The organism is Sanguibacter inulinus (assembly GCF_013415325.1).
Taxonomy (GTDB): domain Bacteria; phylum Actinomycetota; class Actinomycetes; order Actinomycetales; family Cellulomonadaceae; genus Sanguibacter; species Sanguibacter inulinus.
The window spans coordinates 171,346-186,554 of the sequence record NZ_JACBYE010000001.1 but is presented as its reverse complement, the minus strand read 5'-3'; the positions used below and the strand labels follow the sequence as shown (position 1 = coordinate 186,554).

Annotated in this window: 14 protein-coding genes; 4 read left to right on the top strand and 10 right to left on the bottom strand. The window is 71.9% G+C overall.

Going from position 1 to position 15,209, the window contains the following annotated elements; genetic code table 11:
- Window positions 1-88: 88 nt before the first annotated feature.
- Complete coding sequence (locus HZZ10_RS00880) at window positions 89-712, bottom strand: superoxide dismutase (RefSeq protein WP_179912075.1); 624 nt, start codon at window positions 710-712, stop codon at window positions 89-91.
- A 204-nt stretch (window positions 713-916) separates the two neighbouring features.
- Here HZZ10_RS00880 and HZZ10_RS00875 point away from each other — a divergent pair, with 204 nt between their 5' ends.
- Window positions 917-2,410, top strand: a complete 1,494-nt coding sequence (locus HZZ10_RS00875; protein WP_308507448.1) for an FAD-dependent oxidoreductase — start codon at window positions 917-919, stop codon at window positions 2,408-2,410.
- Here the strand turns inward: HZZ10_RS00875 and HZZ10_RS00870 are convergent.
- Window positions 2,312-3,406 (bottom strand): VIT1/CCC1 transporter family protein, encoded by a 1,095-nt coding sequence (locus HZZ10_RS00870; RefSeq protein ID WP_179912074.1) that lies wholly within the window; start codon window positions 3,404-3,406, stop codon window positions 2,312-2,314. The genes HZZ10_RS00875 and HZZ10_RS00870 overlap by 99 nt on opposite strands.
- A 157-nt stretch (window positions 3,407-3,563) precedes the next feature.
- On the opposite strand from HZZ10_RS00870, the gene HZZ10_RS00865 reads away from it, so the two are divergent.
- Window positions 3,564-4,169: a class I SAM-dependent methyltransferase gene (locus HZZ10_RS00865; RefSeq protein ID WP_179912073.1), complete on the top strand. Its 606-nt coding sequence runs from the start codon at window positions 3,564-3,566 to the stop codon at window positions 4,167-4,169.
- Window positions 4,170-4,269: 100 nt separating this feature from the next.
- Here HZZ10_RS00865 and HZZ10_RS00860 read toward each other — a convergent pair whose 3' ends face one another.
- From HZZ10_RS00860 to HZZ10_RS00835, 6 genes are all read right to left on the bottom strand, one after another.
- A complete protein-coding gene (locus HZZ10_RS00860) occupies window positions 4,270-4,440 on the bottom strand; it encodes a methionine/alanine import family NSS transporter small subunit (protein ID WP_179912072.1) in 171 nt (56 codons plus the stop codon).
- A complete protein-coding gene (locus tag HZZ10_RS00855; protein WP_179912071.1) occupies window positions 4,437-5,999 on the bottom strand; it encodes a sodium-dependent transporter in 1,563 nt (520 codons plus the stop codon). The genes HZZ10_RS00860 and HZZ10_RS00855 overlap by 4 nt, the downstream gene beginning before the upstream one ends.
- Before the next feature lie 276 nt (window positions 6,000-6,275).
- Window positions 6,276-6,848, bottom strand: coding sequence for a CG0192-related protein (locus HZZ10_RS00850; RefSeq protein WP_179912070.1), 573 nt, complete (start codon window positions 6,846-6,848; stop codon window positions 6,276-6,278).
- A gap of 25 nt (window positions 6,849-6,873) precedes the next feature.
- Window positions 6,874-10,059 (bottom strand): AAA family ATPase, encoded by a 3,186-nt coding sequence (locus HZZ10_RS00845; protein ID WP_179912069.1) that lies wholly within the window; start codon window positions 10,057-10,059, stop codon window positions 6,874-6,876.
- A 1-nt stretch (window position 10,060) separates the two neighbouring features.
- Window positions 10,061-11,245, bottom strand: coding sequence for an exonuclease SbcCD subunit D (locus HZZ10_RS00840; RefSeq protein ID WP_179912068.1), 1,185 nt, complete (start codon window positions 11,243-11,245; stop codon window positions 10,061-10,063).
- Between the two features lie 87 nt (window positions 11,246-11,332).
- Window positions 11,333-11,710, bottom strand: coding sequence for an STAS domain-containing protein (locus tag HZZ10_RS00835; RefSeq protein ID WP_056135029.1), 378 nt, complete (start codon window positions 11,708-11,710; stop codon window positions 11,333-11,335).
- Between the two features lie 260 nt (window positions 11,711-11,970).
- Between HZZ10_RS00835 and HZZ10_RS00830 the strand changes: the two genes are divergently transcribed.
- Entirely contained in the window at window positions 11,971-12,468 is a 498-nt protein-coding gene (locus HZZ10_RS00830; protein WP_179912067.1) for a hypothetical protein, read from the top strand.
- A gap of 71 nt (window positions 12,469-12,539) precedes the next feature.
- Here HZZ10_RS00830 and HZZ10_RS00825 read toward each other — a convergent pair whose 3' ends face one another.
- Together HZZ10_RS00825 and HZZ10_RS00820 are read right to left on the bottom strand one after the other, a co-directional pair.
- On the bottom strand, window positions 12,540-13,496 hold the full coding sequence (locus HZZ10_RS00825) for an acetylxylan esterase (protein ID WP_179912066.1): 957 nt from the start codon (window positions 13,494-13,496) through the stop codon (window positions 12,540-12,542).
- A gap of 188 nt (window positions 13,497-13,684) precedes the next feature.
- The gene (locus HZZ10_RS00820) at window positions 13,685-14,365 is read right to left on the bottom strand and encodes an NUDIX domain-containing protein (RefSeq protein ID WP_179912065.1); all 681 of its coding nucleotides are present in this window, start codon (window positions 14,363-14,365) and stop codon (window positions 13,685-13,687) included.
- A gap of 48 nt (window positions 14,366-14,413) precedes the next feature.
- Here HZZ10_RS00820 and HZZ10_RS00815 point away from each other — a divergent pair, with 48 nt between their 5' ends.
- Complete coding sequence (locus HZZ10_RS00815) at window positions 14,414-15,166, top strand: DeoR/GlpR family DNA-binding transcription regulator (RefSeq protein ID WP_179912064.1); 753 nt, start codon at window positions 14,414-14,416, stop codon at window positions 15,164-15,166.
- The last annotated feature ends 43 nt before the right edge of the window (window positions 15,167-15,209 follow it).

The following is a 15,209-nucleotide window of genomic DNA, read 5'->3' as shown; positions in this document are numbered from 1 at the left end:
CTCGCGCCGTCAGCGCGCAGGCCGGACCTGCGCGCCGCGACGCTCTCGGCTCCGCGCAGCCACCCGCACACCCCTCGTCACACCAGGGTCAGGCGGGCAGCAGGAGCGTCCCCGCAGCACGGGCGCGCACCAGGCGCGCAGCGACGTCCGACCAGTCGACGATCGTCCAGAAGGCTGCCACGTAGTCGGCGCGCACGTTCTGGTAGTCGAGGTAGTACGCGTGCTCCCACACGTCGAGCATCAGCAGCGGGACGACGCCTGCGGGCAGGTTGCCCTGCTGGTCGTACAGCTGGACGATGATCGGCCTGGACCCGAGGGCGTCCCACGCCAGGACAGACCAGCCCGAGCCCTGGACACCGAGGGCGACAGCCGTGAAGTGCGCCTTGAAGGCCTCGAGGGAGCCGAACTCCTCGTCGATCGTCGTCGCGAGGTCACCCTCGGGACCGCCGTCGGCACCGGGTGCGAGGTTGGTCCAGAAGATCGAGTGGTTGACGTGGCCGCCGAGGTTGAAGGCCAGGTCCTTCTCGAGCTTGTTGACGTTCCCGAGGTTCCCCGTCGCGCGCGCCTCGGCGAGCTGCTCGAGGGCGGTGTTCGCACCGGTGACGTAGGCCTGGTGGTGCTTGCTGTGGTGCAGCTCCATGATCCGGCCGCTGATGGCGGGCTCGAGCGCGGAGTAGTCGTAGGCGAGGTCGGGCAGCGTGTACAGGGGCATGGAGGGGTCCTCTCGTAGGCGGAGCCGCCACGCTATGACCTCAACTGCGCTTGAGGTCAAGCCACACGATCCGCGAGCTGGTGAGCCCACCCGGCCCGGGCCGTTCGATCCGGTCCGGGCTGGTCCGGGCCGCGCACCTTGACCTCAACCGAGGTCGAGGTCCTAGCGTCACGTCGACCTCGTCCTCGACCCTGGGAGCTCTCCGTGCCCGACACCGCACCACGCCTGCCCGTCCCGCAGCACCGCAGCCTGCACGTCGCCGTGGTCGGCGCCGGCCCGGCCGGGATCTACGCCACAGACATGCTCCGGACGCAGGCCCCCGGGACCAGGGTCGACCTCTTCGAGAGGCTGCCCGCCCCCTACGGGCTGGTCCGCTACGGGGTCGCACCCGACCACCCGGCGATCAAGAGGATCGTCGACTCGCTCCACGTCATGCTCGACGGGTCGGACGTCAGGGTCTACGGCGGGGTGCACGTCGGCGTCGACATCACGCTCGACAGGCTGGCCTCCCACTACGACGCCGTCGTCGTCGCGACGGGCGCAGACACCGACGCCGTCCTCGACGTCCCCGGGGTCGACCTGCCCGGCTCCTTCGGGGCTGCGGACTTCGTCTCCTGGTACGACGGACATCCCGACGCCCCGCCGACCTGGCCGCTGACCGCGCAGGAGATCGCCGTGGTCGGGGCCGGCAACGTCGCACTCGACCTCGTGCGCATGCTGGTCAAGCACCCCGACGACCTGCTGAGCACCGACATCCACGACGCGGCCCTCGACGCGCTGCGGACCAACCAGGCCCGCACCGTGCACCTCTTCGCGCGGCGCGGGCCCGCAGACACCCGGTTCTCGGCCAAAGAGCTCCGCGAGCTGGGCAAGCAGACCGGCGTCGAGGTCGTCGTCGACCCGGCAGACGTCGCCCTCGACGCGCACGCCGAGCGGGTCATGGCGCAGAGCGCGCAGCGGCGGCTCACGGCGGAGACGCTCGTCGGCTGGTCGCGCCAGACGCCCGACCCGGACGCCGCTCGCCGCATCCACATCCACCTCTTCGAGGCCCCGAGCGAGATCCTCGGCGCAGACCGCGTCGAGGCCTTCCGCACCGAGCGCACGGTCCCCGACGGTCTCGGGCACGTCACGGGCTCGGGCACGTACCGGACATACCCCGTCCAGGCCGTCTACCGCGCCGTCGGGTACCGCAGCACCCCCGTCGACGGGCTGCCCTTCGACCCGGAGAAGAACGTCGTGCCGAGCCTCGCGGGCCGGGTGGTCGACGAGCAGGGCCGTCCGGTCCCTGGCAGGTACGTCACCGGGTGGGTGCGCCGAGGACCCGTCGGGCTCATCGGCTCGACCCGGTCCGACGCCGCGCAGACCGTCGCCTCGCTGCTCGCGGACCACGCGACCAGCGGTCCCTGCGCGCACCGGGACCCCGCCGTCGTCGAGGGGCTGCTGCGTGCACGCGGCGTCACGCCGGTCGACTGGGACGGCTGGCTCCGCATCGACGGGGCCGAGCGGGCGGCAGGAGCGGCCGCTGGCCGGGACCGGGTCAAGATCTCCACCTGGTCAGGGCTGACCGAGGCGGCCGAGACCACCGCCCCGGACGGACGATCAGCCGACGGTGGCCCCGAAGAGCAGACCGAGGGCGTACGTCGCCGCAGCGGCGCCGAAGCCGATCGCGAGCTGGCGCAGCGCGCGGCGGACAGGTGACGCGCCGGAGAGCACCCCGACCGTCGCCCCCGTGAAGCACAGCGCGACACCGACGAGGACCGAACCCACGGCGATGGCCGCGAGCCCTTCCATGCCGACGAGGTAGGGCAGCACGGGGATGAGCGCACCCGAGGCGAAGAAGCAGAAGCTCGAGGCCGCGGCCCCGAGGGCCGTGCCGATCTCCTCGTGGGCGTCCGACTCGCTCGCCGGCGCGATCTCTCGGGAGCCTACGGCTGAGGCGAGCACGGCGTCGGCCCGCGCCTGGGCCTCGCCCGCGTCCAGCCCGCGCGCCCTGTAGACGAGGGCCAGCTCGTTGGCGTCGACGTCGAGGTGCCCGAGTGCGGCCGAGGCCGCGGGGCTCGGGTCGGAGGCGGCCAGGAGCTCCCGCTGAGAGCTGACCGACACGTACTCACCGGCCGCCATCGAGAGTGCTCCGGCGAGCAGACCGGCGAGCCCGGTGACGAGGATCGTCTGCGGGGCGACGCCCGAGGCCCCGACGCCGAGGATGAGCGCGAGGTTCGAGACCAGCCCGTCGTTCGCGCCGAAGACCGCCGCACGGAAGGTGCCGGAGATCCGCGTGCGCCCACGCGTCGAGAGACCGCGCACGACCTCGCCGTGGATCCGCTCGTCGGCGGCCATCGCGGCGGTCGCGTCGACGTCGGCGTCGTAGGCCGAGCGCGACTCGGCCTGCTGGGCGAGGGCTAGCACGAAGACTCCTCCGAAGCGGCGCGCGAGCACGGCGAGGAACCGGGTGCGCCACTGGCCGCGGAGCGGACGTCCGACGTCGTCGCCGAGCAGCTCGAGCCAGTGCGTCTCGTGCCGCTGCTCGGCCTCGGCGAGGGCCACGAGGATCTCGCGCTCTTCGCCGGAGCGTCGCGCCGCGAGCTCGCGGTACACGGCCGCCTCCGCGCGCTCGTCGGCCAGATAGCGGCGCCAGCGACGGACGTCGCGCGGCGTGCGTGCGCGGTCGCTGGCGGGGGTCGGGTCGGTCGTCATGGTGACAGTGTGCCGCGACCGCGCGGATCTGGACTTCGCAGGCCCGAAGCCTCGTGCGCGGGTGCCCGGACCCGGGTCAGACAGAGGTCCCGACGCCGGCCCTCCCCGCGACGATAGGGTCGACTCGTCCTGCACCCTCGTCGAAAGGTCGTCACCGATGCGCACTCCGTCCCTCTGGGAGGACATGGTCGCCCAGCGTCCCGAGCACTCCGTCTGGTACGCGACCCGGATGCGCACGATGGCTGCGGAGGGCGCAGACCTCGCCGGCGAGGCGCGCTTCGTCGACGCCATGGTGCCGCGTGGCGCGCGGATCCTCGACGCGGGCTGCGGCCCGGGACGCGTCGCAGCAGCTCTGACAGCCGTCGGGCACACCGCCGTCGGGGTCGACGTCGACCCCGTGCTGATCGAGGCCGCCCGTGAGGACCACCCTGACGGCACCTGGGTCGTCGGCGACCTCGCCGAGCTCGACCTCGCCGCCCACGAGATCACCGACCCCTTCGACGTGATCGTCTGCGCGGGCAACGTCATGACCTTCCTCGGGCACGGCACGCACACCTCCGCGCTCGAGCGCATGCGCGCGCACCTGGCGCCCGAGGGCCGGATCGCCGTGGGCTTCGGGACCTCCCGTGGCTACGAGCCCGAGGCCTTCTTCGCCGACGTCGAGGCGGCTGGTCTGCGCACCGACGTGCGCTTCTCGACCTGGGACCTGCGCCCGTACGCCGACGGGTCGGACTTCCTCGTCGCGATCCTCAGAGCCGCCTGACGCCTGACCGCCCTGCTCGCTCGCGGACGCCGACGAGCGGGCACGGCGGTCAACCGGCAGACCGGCACGCGCCCGTCCGCTTCTGTCGTGCGCCAGAGACTCAGCGCCTCCCGGCCGGACCCGACCCGTCTCCCGCGAGCGGCTGGTCGGTCTCCGGCTCGTCGTCGTCGGGGTCGACAGGAGCCCTGCGGAGGTTGAGGATCGCCAGCGCGAGCCCTCCCCAGACGACGGTGAGCGCGAGGACGAGGACGAGGATCGCCGTGGGGGTCATGAGCGGTCTCCACTCTTGGTGAGGCCGCCGGAGGGCAGCGGGGGCCAGGGGACGAAGTCGTCAGGGTTCTTGACCCACCGGATCCTGGTCATGATCACGGCGAAGACGACCATGAACGCGACAGCGCCCCAGCCGAAGACGAGGCGGAACCAGAGCGGGTAGCCCTCGTACCCTTCGGTGATCAGCGTCCACACACCCGAGACGAGCATGTAGCCGAGGACCAGCGGTACCAGGACGCCCACGACGTACTGCCACCACGGGCCGACGCGGGTCGACGAGACCTGGTTGAGGTGCCACCGGAGCTGAGGCAGCATCCGCAGGCGCCACGCGACCAGGATGGTCATGACGACGGCCGAGGTGATGACACCGACCTCGTTGGCCCACTTGTCGAAGGCGTCGAGCACGTAGAGCGCCGTGGTGGTCGAGAACAGGACTGTCGAGACGACGGCGGCGACGGCGCCGACGCGCAGCGCGGCCTGCTTGGCGTCCCAGCCGAACTTCTCCTGGAACGCGGCCGAGACCACCTGCAGCAGGGACAGCAGCGACGTGAGGCCCGCGACGGTCAGCGAGAGGAAGAACAGCACCCCGAAGAACCCGCCGCCCGGCATGGCGGAGATGATCTGCGGGAAGGTGCTGAACGAGAGCGTGGGCCCGGTGAGGCCCTGGAGCTCGGACACCTCGATGCCCTGCTGGTGGGCCATGAAGCCGAGGGTCGCGAAGACGCCGATCCCGGCGAGGATCTCGAAGGACGAGTTGGAGAAGGCCACGACCAGCCCGGAGGAGGTGAGGTTCGACCGTCGCTTGAGATAGGAGGAGTACGTGATCATGATGCCGAAGGCGATCGAGAGCGAGAAGAAGATCTGCGCGACGGCCGCCACCCACACCCCGGGGTGAAGCAGCGCCGACCAGTCCGGGGTGAAGAGGGCGTCGAGGCCCTCGGCCGCGCCGTCGAGGAAGAGCGCACGCACCACGAGTGCCGCGAAGAGGACGACGAGCATCGGCAAGAAGATGATGTTGGAGCGCTCGAGGCCCTTCTGCACGCCGAGCGCGAGCACGACCAGCACGACCACCCACACGCCGATGAGCGGCCAGAGGACACCCGGCACGACGTCGAACCCGATCCCGGGCTGGTCTGCCTTCCGCAGGAAGTCGCGCGTGAAGAAGGTCGCGGCGTCGTCGCCCCAGGTCTGGCGGACCGAGAACCAGACGAAGCTCAACGACCACGCGATGATCACCGTGTAGTACAAGATGATGACGATCGAGATGCCCACCTGGAACCAGCCGAGAGACTCGGCACGCCGGGTCACCCTGCGGAAGACCGTCGGCGCCGAGCCACGGAACCTGTGCCCGAGCGAGTAGTCGAGCAGCAGCACCGGGATGCCGATGACCAGCAGCGCGATCACGTACGGGACGAGGAAGGCGCCGCCGCCGTTCTCGTACGCGACACCGGGGAACCTCCAGATGTTCCCGAGACCGACTGCCGAGCCGATCGCCGCGATGATGAACCCGGTCTGACCGGACCACTGCTCGCGTTCTGTCGAGGCCTTCACGCGTGCCATACCGGGTCTCCGATCGAGGGGGTGAGCTCAGAACCTGGTACAGCCTAAGAGCGGTCGGCCGGGACCGCACCTGAGTCCAGCATGTGTCGAAGTCGGACTTGTCGGTCTCTGACCTGCGTCGACGCTCCCAGCCGGGCTCGGCCGGGCTCGGCCAGGCTCAACCAGGCCCGGTCAGGCTCGGCCGACTCAGCCAGGCTCGGCTCGGCTCGGCTCGGCTCGGCTCGGCTCGGCTCGGCTCGGCTCGGCTCGGCTCGGCTCGGCTCGGCTCGGCGGAACTCAGACCAGGTAGGCCAGCACGGCCGGCTCGTCCTGGCCTGTCCACGTGCCGGTGAGCGTGTGCTCGCTCGGGACGACGGCGTCAGCCGACGGGAAGCGGACCACGACGATCTCAGGTTCCCCCTCCTGGCCTGCGGCGCTCCCGCTCCCGCTGCCGCGGACGAAGGCTGTCGGTTCGCGCTCGACGGGACCGTCGGGGGTCTCGACCATGAGGCGTACGTGCGTCCCGCCCTCGCGGACGACGCGGGTCAGCTCGGCCCTGTAGACCGGGTCGCCCACGGCGTCGTAGACCCACCGGGTCCCGAGGACCGAGTGCTCCATCGTCCCGACGAGCCACTCGTCCCCGCCAGGGCGGGGCGCGCCCCGGTACGTCACGGGGACGTGCACGGTGCGGCCACCGACCTCGACGAAGAACGCCTCCATGCCGACCTCACCGGCGGGGTCGTCGAAACGGTAGGCCGCGACGGGCACGGTGACCTCTGCGGTCCCGCCGAACCACGGCTGGTCCGACAGCCAGGTCGCGAGGGTCTCGGCCTTGGACGGGGTCAGTGTCGCCTGGTGGATGATCGCCATGCTGCTCAATGTAGCGGCGCTCGCCCTACCCGGCGCGGACGGTCAGGGTGCTGGACCCGTCGGGGAGCCTGCGCACGCTGATGCCGTCGGCGATGGTCTGCTTGAGGGCCTCGACGTGCGAGACCACACCGACCACGCGACCGCCGGCTCGCAGCCCGCCGAGGACGCCCAGCACCGAGTCGAGGGTCTCAGGGTCGAGCGAGCCGAAGCCCTCGTCGACGAAGAGCGTGCCGAGGTCGATGCCCCCGGCCTCGGCGGTCACCACGTCGGCCATGCCGAGCGCGAGGCACAGCGACACGTAGAAGGTCTCCCCGCCGGAGAGCGTCCGCGGGTCGCGGGCCGTCTCCGTGCTGTGGTCGAGGACCCGCATCGCGAGGCCGGTCTTGCGGGTGCTGACGTCTTCGCGGTCGTCGCTGCGGACCAGCTCGTAGCGGCCGTCCGACATGGTCGCGAGCCTGTCGTTCGCCGCGGCCACCACGTCCTCGAAGCGTCGCATGAGCACGAAGGTCGTCAGGGTGAGGGATCGGGCGTTGTCCGAGGACGCGCCCGTCGCGAGGTTGGCCATGCGGATCACCGGCTCGGTCGAGTCGCGCACGGTGTCCAGGGCGACGACAGCGTCGGTGACGTGCCGGGCGCCTCGCTCCATGTCGGCGGCCCGCTGCACGACGACAGCCGCACGGGTGGTGGCCTCGTGGGCGAGCGCCTCGGCCTCGGTGACCGCTGCGCGGAGCGCGTCGAGGTCGACCTCGACGGTCTCGGGCAACGCGACGAGCGAAGGCTCGGCCAGCCCGGCCGCGACGCGGTCCTGGGCGGACCTGTGCTCCGACACGAGGGCCTCGACGGCGGCCAGCTCGCGCCTGTCGAGCCAGGCCTCTCGGACGGCCTGGACCGTGGGGAAGTCGTGCTCGTCGAGAGCACGCACCCGCTCTGTCTCGCGCTCGGCGAGCGACTGCACGGCTGCGGCGTGCGAGGCGCAGACCTCGAGGACCGACGTGATCGCGGAGACCCGATGCTCGAGGACGGCGACGATCTCCGAGATCGTCGTGACCGCGGTGGGCTGTCCGGCGTCCCCGGCTGCGTCGACGACCTCAGGAGCCTCGGTGACGACGTCTCGGTGCGCCGCACGTGCCGTCTCGACCTCGGCCTCGTCGGCGGTGATCGCCGCGCCGTCGTGCTCGAGACGGGCCTCGTCGGCTGCTACCTGCTCGGCGAGACGGGACCGGCGCGACTCGGCCGCGAGGGTCTCGGCGTCGAAGTCGACGACAGCGCGCTCGGCGGTCTGGACGGCGGTGCCCGCAGCCTCGGCCTCGCGCAGACGGGTCCTGACGGCCTCGAGCTCGGTGACGGCGGCAGCCGTGTCGACCCCGTCGAGGAGGGCCTCGTGCGCCGCGACCCTCTCGGCCACCCCGGTGACGCTCGCGTGCCGCGCTGTGAGCTCGCGCTCAGCCTCCTGGCGAGCCGCCTCGGCCTGCTCGACACGCTCCTTGCCGACGTGGTCTTCTCCGACTGTCGCGGGGGCTGGGTGCTCGTGGCCACCGCAGACCGGGCACGGTTCGCCGGGGCGGAGGTCACCAGCGATCTCACCAGCGATGCCATCGATCCAGCGTCGCCTCAGCTCGCGCTCGTGGTCGGCTGCCTCCTGCGCCCGGTCGGCTGCCACCGTCATGGCCGACTCGGCCTGCCCGAGCTCGGTCCGCAGGGTGCCGAGCCGCGCGATCGTCTCGGTCGTCGTGGCCGCACGTCGCTCCTGCTCGCGCAGGGCGTCGACCTGGGCGGCGAGAGCACGGGCGGCGTCCCGCTCGGCCTCGAGAGCAGAGCGGGCGGCTGGACGCTCGGCGAGAGCGTCGGCCGCAGCCACCAGCTCTCCCCGCGTGACGTCGAGCGCGACCGTGGCCTCCTCGAGGCGGGCACGCCGGGCTGGCAGACCAGCTTCGAGGCGGGCGACGCGGTCGAGCAGCACGACCTGCGCGGTGTCGGCAGTGCGGCGCTCGACGAGGCTGGCGACAGCGGTCTCGACGGCGGCACGTGCGGCCAGCACCTCGTCGTCCGGGTGGGCGGCGGACCTGTCGGTCCAGTCGAGACGCGCGAGCGCGTCGATGCTCGACAGGTCGCCGACGACAGGTCCCTGCGCCTCGACTGCGGCAGCGAGGCCAGCAGCCGCTCGGGTGAGCCCGTCGCGCGCGGCGACCTCGGCCTCGACGGTGGGCAGCACGACGCTCGCCCGGCGCGCGGCGTCGAGCCTGTCGGCCAGGCCACGGACCTCGTCGGCCGCCTCGGCGAGCCGAGCAGACTCGACCCGCAGGGCGTCACGACGGGCGACGGCGTCGAGGGTCGCCCGGCCCACGTCGAGAGTCTGCCGACGGCCGCCGAGCACCTCGCGTGCTGCCGCGGCGTCGACCTCGAGGTGCTTGGCCGTCTCGGCGAGCTCGTGCGCGTGCTCTGCGGCGAGCTTGCCGAGGTGCTCGGGACGAGCGGCTCGCAAGGTCTCGGCGTCCTCGGGGTCGAGGGCTGAGGTCGCGAGGAAGGTCTCGAGCGACACCTGGACGCCTCCCTGGGCGGCCTTGAGCTGTTGGTCGGCCGTCTTGCGCATGGTGACGAGCGCTGCCTCGGCACGGTCGTAGACCTCGGTCCCGAAGACCTTCTGCAGCAGACCCTTGCGGTCTTCGGGCTTGGAGCGGAGGAAGCTCGCGAACTCGCCCTGCGGGAGCACGATGGTCTGGACGAACTGGGCGCGGTCGAGGCCGACGGCCCGCTGGATCTCGAGGCCGACCTCGTCGAGGCGCGTCGAGGTGAGCTCGCCGACGTCGCCAGGCTCGCCCAGTCCGGCCCCTGAGGTGACGGCGTCGCTCGGCAGGCGCCACAGCTTGACGGTGGCCTGCTGCTTGGTGGTGCCCTCGCCGCGCTTCTTGGCACGCTGGCGCTCGGGGGTCCGCAGCACCCTCAACACCCCGGCGGCCGTCTCGAAGGTGAGGTCGACGAAGGAGTCTGTCGCGTCGTCGGCGTAGGCAGACCGTAGCCTGTCGTCGCTCGTCGAGGCGGAGGCGACCTTGCCGTAGAGGGCGAAGACCACGGCGTCGATGAGCGTCGACTTTCCGGCACCCGTGGGGCCCTCGAGCAGGAAGATCCCCGACGCGGCGAGCGCCGAGAAGTCGACGGTGTGGCGCCCTGCGAAGGGACCGACCGCCTGGAGGGTCATCGAGTGCAGCTGCATGTCAGGCGCTCCGCTCTGCGGCGTTCGCGGTCTCGAAGGCGAGGCGCAGCGCGGCCGTCTCACGGACGTCGGGCTGGTCGCCAGTGACGTGCTGGACGAAGTCGGAAGCCACCACGAGAGGGTCGCTCGCCGTGGTGACGGCGAGGGTGAGGGACTCTCGCAGGCCGCGGTCGGGTGGGCGGTGCGTCATGACGAGGGCGTGCGGGAAGCGCTCCTTGATGCGCGCGTTCATCTCGCGCGGGCGGGCGGGGTCGGTCACCGTCACGCGCACCCAGTCGTCGGCGTGCGGCTCGCCGGCTGCCCCGAGGAGCTCGTCGAGGGTCCCGCTGATCTCACTGAGGCGCCGTGGGACCGGGGCTGGGACGAGCTCAGGTGACCCGACGACACCGTCGGTCCCGAGGTCGATCAGGACTGTCGACTTGTGCTGACGCATCTCGGAGAAGGAGTAGGCGAGCGGCGACCCGGAGTACCGGGCGACGGTCCCCTCGCCCGTCGAGACGCGCTGGGCTCCGTGCAGGTGCCCGAGCGCGACGTAGTCCACTCCGTCGAGGACGGCTGCCGGGACTGTGTCGACACCGCCGACCCGGATGTCGCGCTCGGACTCCGACGCCTCACCACCCACGACGAAGGCGTGCGCGACGAGGAGCGAGCGCGGACGGGCGGTCGCTGCCGCCGACCGGGCGGCGAGGTCTGCCCGGACGCGGCGCATGGCCGCGCCGGTGACGGCCTCGTGCGAGCGGGCGAGCGGGGCCTCGTCTTCCTCACGCAGCGCAATGCGGGCGGCGTCAGGGTCGAGGTAGGGCAACGCGTAGACGAGCGCCGGGGCCCCGTCGGTCGTGACGAGCTCGACGGGCCGACCGACGTCGGCCACCTTGGCGCGCACGTGCACACCGTCGCGCCAGAGCTCGGCACCAAAACCGAGGCGCGTCGCGGAGTCGTGGTTGCCCGGGGTGACGACCACCTGGGTGATCTCGGCGAGGCGGGCGAGCGTGCTGGACAGCAGGGTCACGGCCTCGACGGGCGGGATCGCGCGGTCGTAGACGTCACCGGCGACCACGACGGCGTCGACGCCCTCGCTGCGGGTCAGCTCGACCAGGTGGTCGAGGTAGGCGGCCTGGTGCTCCAGGAGGTCTACCCCGTGCAGAGTCCTGCCGAGGTGCCAGTCAGAGGTGTGCAGGATCCGCATGCCTCGACGGTAACGGCCGCCACTGACACCGAGGACGCGCCACGGCGGTGGCCTCTGTCACGGTCAGACGGGAGCCTCGACGGGGGGTCAGGCTCCGGCGGCCAGCGAGTCGGAGGACTCGGAACGGCGGACGCGGAACTGGTCGCCCATGCCCAGCACCTCGATGAGCTCGAGCAGGTTGTCCGAGGGGTCGAGGAGCTCGAGGTCGAGCGCACTCTCAGAGCACAGCCTGTGCAGCTGCACGAGGAAGGCCAGCCCTGAGGAGTCGATGAAGGACACAGCACCGACGTCGATGACGACGGGGGCGTTCTGCACGACGACAGTCACCATGGCCTCGCCGGCCTGGTCGCGGAGCGCCGCGTCGATCTCGCCGCGGAGGGTGACGACGGTCTTCCCGCCGTCGGGACCGCAGGTGATGCTCGACTCTGTCCGGTCGAAGGGGGTGCTGGGGTGGGTGTCGTTCATGGTCTTCCTGCCTCGTCCTGCTGTGCTGGGCGCACCGCAGCACTGAGGGTCAGCGCCGTCGGAATCCCCGAGCAAGGGTGTCACACGACGATAACGACCACCACCGACGGTCGCACGCGGATCGGTGGACCGCCAGAGAACCCTCACGTGACCTGCGCGTTCTCTCGCGACAGGCTCAGAACTCGCAGATCGACCGGGCGGCGGGTGAAGGTTCGGTGCGGTCCCAGGCTCTTCTCAGCGAGATGATGCAGAATCGTGACATGACGTCGAAGACGACGCGGATCGCAGCCGCCAGCCTCCTTGCGCTCACCCTGCCGCTGGTGCAGGGCACAGCCGCCCACGCCGAGGTGCGCACGTCCACCATCGTCCCGGTCCGCTCGCAGACCGAGGTCGTCACCCGTGACATCACCCTCGCCGCCGTCGTGAGCCTGTCGCTGCCCGCCACCGTCCGCGCCCAGGTCGACAGCGCGATCATGTCCGCGCAGGCCGCGACCACCGCGGCGCAGTCGGCCATCACCGCGGTCGACACCGCCGACGCCTTCTCGCTGTGGACGGCCCAGACCTCGCTCCACGACGCCCGCACCGCCCTCGACGCCGCGTCGGCCGAGCTGCGGCACGTGACCTCCGCGGTCCAGGGTGTCGACCCGGACGTCACCGCTGCGCTCGACGCGCTCCAGACCGACATCGACGTGCTCCGCGGCGTCGGCTCAGTCGATGTCGGCTCGGTCGACGTCGGGAACCCTGTCGCCGTCGCCTAGGCAGCACGACCGCCAGCAGATCCGCCGGCCCGCCTAATCGGCCCTCGCTTCGGGGACCGGACCTCCTGGCGTCAGTCGCGCAGCCACTCCACGTAGGCGGCGCGCATCAGGCGCGCCTCGCGCTCCTGCTCGGGGTACTCCATGTGCCCCGCGGTGAGCAGCAGCAGCGACCTGGGTCCCCCGAGACCTGAGAACACCGACACCTGCCCGGCGGGCGGGACCACGGGGTCTTCGCGCGCCGCAGAGACCAGCACGGGCTGGCGGATGCGCCCGGCCGCGGTCGCCGCGTCGAAGTAGGCGACGACCTCGCGGACGCTCGGGTCGTCGAGCGCCGCGCGCCGCACGGACTCGCCGCTGCCGGCGCACGGCGTCTCGAGGCGCACGGGGTGGTTGCCGAAGCTCGGGACGTCGAGGCACGCGGCCGTGACCCTGGTCTCGAGGGGCAGCGCGAGCGCACCGATGCCCCCACCGAAGCTCACGCCCGTGAGGTCGACACGCTCGGCCCCGGGCACGAGCAGGAGCGCTGCGGTGACCGCCACCCAGGCGTCCTGGACGCAGCCGCGGTGCACGTAGGTGTCGCGGTGCCCGATGCCGTGCAGCACGTGCAGGTCGCCTGTCGATGGGATGCCGTCGACAAGGCTGAGCGTCGGCAGCCCGCGCAGGACCGGCGTGAGCTCGGCCGTGGCCTCGAGACCGAGAGGGTCGTGGGGCCCCTCGGCGCCGCCGTAGCCGTGCAGCCGGACGAGCACCCTGCGCACAGGACCCTCGGCGGGCTCACTGAGCCAGCCGCCGAGCTCGATCCCATCGGTCGTGCGCAGCGAGACCCGCGTGACGACCCGGCCGCCCTCGCGCGAGACGACCTCGACACGCTCAGGCGCAGGGTCCACGGCGAGCGCCTCGTCCCGGGCGACCTGCCAGAAGGCGTCGAAGTCGTCGGGTCCGCGACGGACCTCCTCGCTCAGCGGGACGACGAGGGCAGAGTCTGCGGTCAGGTCGAGAGCGGTCGTGGCGGGGGAGGTCGTGGGCACGGGTTCTCCTGCTGGACGGGGTCGGAGGGGCGATCTCCATGCTGCCACTGAGGGCGCGAGTGGCCAGCACCGCAGCGACCAGTCTCCCGTCGCGGCCCGGCGCAGACCTCGCGAGGTACGCAGCCGAGGTGCCGTCTGCGTCGTGCGGGTCGGCGGGTCCTCGTCGCCGGCGCCGGGAGCGCCACCCCTCAGCCGCCGAAGAGGTTGAGCTGCGCCCACTGCAGCAAGATCACGGTCTTGCCGTCGACGATCTCGCCGCTCTCGATCATCTCGAGCGCCTGCACGAAGGGCAGCGCGAGCACCTCGATGTCTTCGCCTTCTTCGACAACCCCGCCGCCCTCCCCGGTCCGGGTATCTGCGGTGAAGGGTGCGACGTAGAAGTGCAGCCGCTCGGTGACTGACCCGGGGCTCATGTAGAGGTCGAAGACGTGCGTGAGCTCACCGACCTCGACCCCGAGCTCTTCGGCAGCCTCGCGGCGGATCGCGACGTCGGGGGCGTCGTCGTCGAGCAGCCCGGCAGCGGTCTCGACGAGCATGCCGTCGGGGTGGTCGTTGACGTACGCGGGGTAGCGCAGCTGGCGGGTGAGGAGCACGGTCTCCGTCGCGAGGTCGTAGAGCAAGATCGTCGCGCCGTTCCCGCGGTCGTAGGTCTCGCGCTGCTGTGTGGTCCACGTGCCGTCGGCCCGGCGGTAGTCGAAGGTGGTGCGACGCAGCACGTGCCACCCGTCCGAAGTGACCTCGACGTCGCGGACCACGACGTCAGGGTTGCGGTCGAGGTCGCGGCCGACCTGGTCGAGGCCTGTGCGACCTCGCGAGTCGGGGGCGTCGACGCCGGGGCGGGGGGCAGTCTGCTCTTGGAGAGTCGTCATGGCGCTAGACTACGACAGAAACGTGCAACACTCGGAAGGAACGTGCAAATGTTGGTCGCTGAACGACATGCTCTGCTGCTCGACCGCCTCGCCCGCGACGGACGGGTCGTCGCGCGCGCCCTCGCCTCCGAGCTGGGGCTCTCCGAGGACACGGTCCGCCGGGATCTGCGAGAGCTCGCAGCCGCCGGACTGTGCCAGCGCGTCTACGGCGGCGCCGTCGCGTCCTCACCGGCCGTCGCCGACTACACGACCCGGACGACGGTCTCCCCCGAGAGTAAGGACCGCGTCGGCACCCGCGCCGCACGGCTGGTCGAGCCCGGGATGACCGTGATGCTCGACGGCGGGACCACGTCGCTCGCCGTCGTCCACGCCCTGCCCGCAGACCTGCGCTGCACCGTCGTCACGCACAGCCCGACCGTCGCCGTCGCGCTGCTGCCCTACGAGGGCATCGAGGTGCTGATCCTCGGCGGGCGACTCTTCAGGCACTCGGCCGTCACGAGCGGCGCCGCTGCCGTCGAGGCGGCAGCGGGAGTCTCGGCCGACCTCTTCCTGCTGGGCGTTACGGGGGTGCACCCCGAGGAAGGGCTCACCACCGGCGACGCCGACGAGGCTGCGATGAAGCGTGCGCTGTCCAGGCGCAGCGCGGAGACTGTCGCCCTCGCGAGCGAGGAGAAGATCGGGGCGGTGTCGCGATACCGGGTGCTGCCTATGGACGAGGTGACGGCGATCGTGGCGGACACGAACGACAGCACCGCGATGGCGCGGCTGCGGGAGCGCGGGGTGACGGTCGTCGAGGCCTGAGGCGTGTTGCAGGCCGACAGCAATCGTCAGGCCGCCGACGTCG

Coding starts and splice junctions, on each gene's coding strand:
- HZZ10_RS00880 (WP_179912075.1), bottom strand. CDS start 712: ATGCCCCTGTACACGCTGCCCGACCTCGCCTACGACTACTCCGCGCTC.
- HZZ10_RS00870 (WP_179912074.1), bottom strand. CDS start 3,406: ATGACGACCGACCCGACCCCCGCCAGCGACCGCGCACGCACGCCGCGC.
- HZZ10_RS00865 (WP_179912073.1), top strand. CDS start 3,564: ATGCGCACTCCGTCCCTCTGGGAGGACATGGTCGCCCAGCGTCCCGAG.
- HZZ10_RS00860 (WP_179912072.1), bottom strand. CDS start 4,440: ATGACCCCCACGGCGATCCTCGTCCTCGTCCTCGCGCTCACCGTCGTC.
- HZZ10_RS00855 (WP_179912071.1), bottom strand. CDS start 5,999: ATGGCACGCGTGAAGGCCTCGACAGAACGCGAGCAGTGGTCCGGTCAG.
- HZZ10_RS00850 (WP_179912070.1), bottom strand. CDS start 6,848: ATGGCGATCATCCACCAGGCGACACTGACCCCGTCCAAGGCCGAGACC.
- HZZ10_RS00845 (WP_179912069.1), bottom strand. CDS start 10,059: ATGCAGCTGCACTCGATGACCCTCCAGGCGGTCGGTCCCTTCGCAGGG.
- HZZ10_RS00840 (WP_179912068.1), bottom strand. CDS start 11,245: ATGCGGATCCTGCACACCTCTGACTGGCACCTCGGCAGGACTCTGCAC.
- HZZ10_RS00835 (WP_056135029.1), bottom strand. CDS start 11,710: ATGAACGACACCCACCCCAGCACCCCCTTCGACCGGACAGAGTCGAGC.
- HZZ10_RS00830 (WP_179912067.1), top strand. CDS start 11,971: ATGACGTCGAAGACGACGCGGATCGCAGCCGCCAGCCTCCTTGCGCTC.
- HZZ10_RS00820 (WP_179912065.1), bottom strand. CDS start 14,365: ATGACGACTCTCCAAGAGCAGACTGCCCCCCGCCCCGGCGTCGACGCC.
- HZZ10_RS00815 (WP_179912064.1), top strand. CDS start 14,414: ATGTTGGTCGCTGAACGACATGCTCTGCTGCTCGACCGCCTCGCCCGC.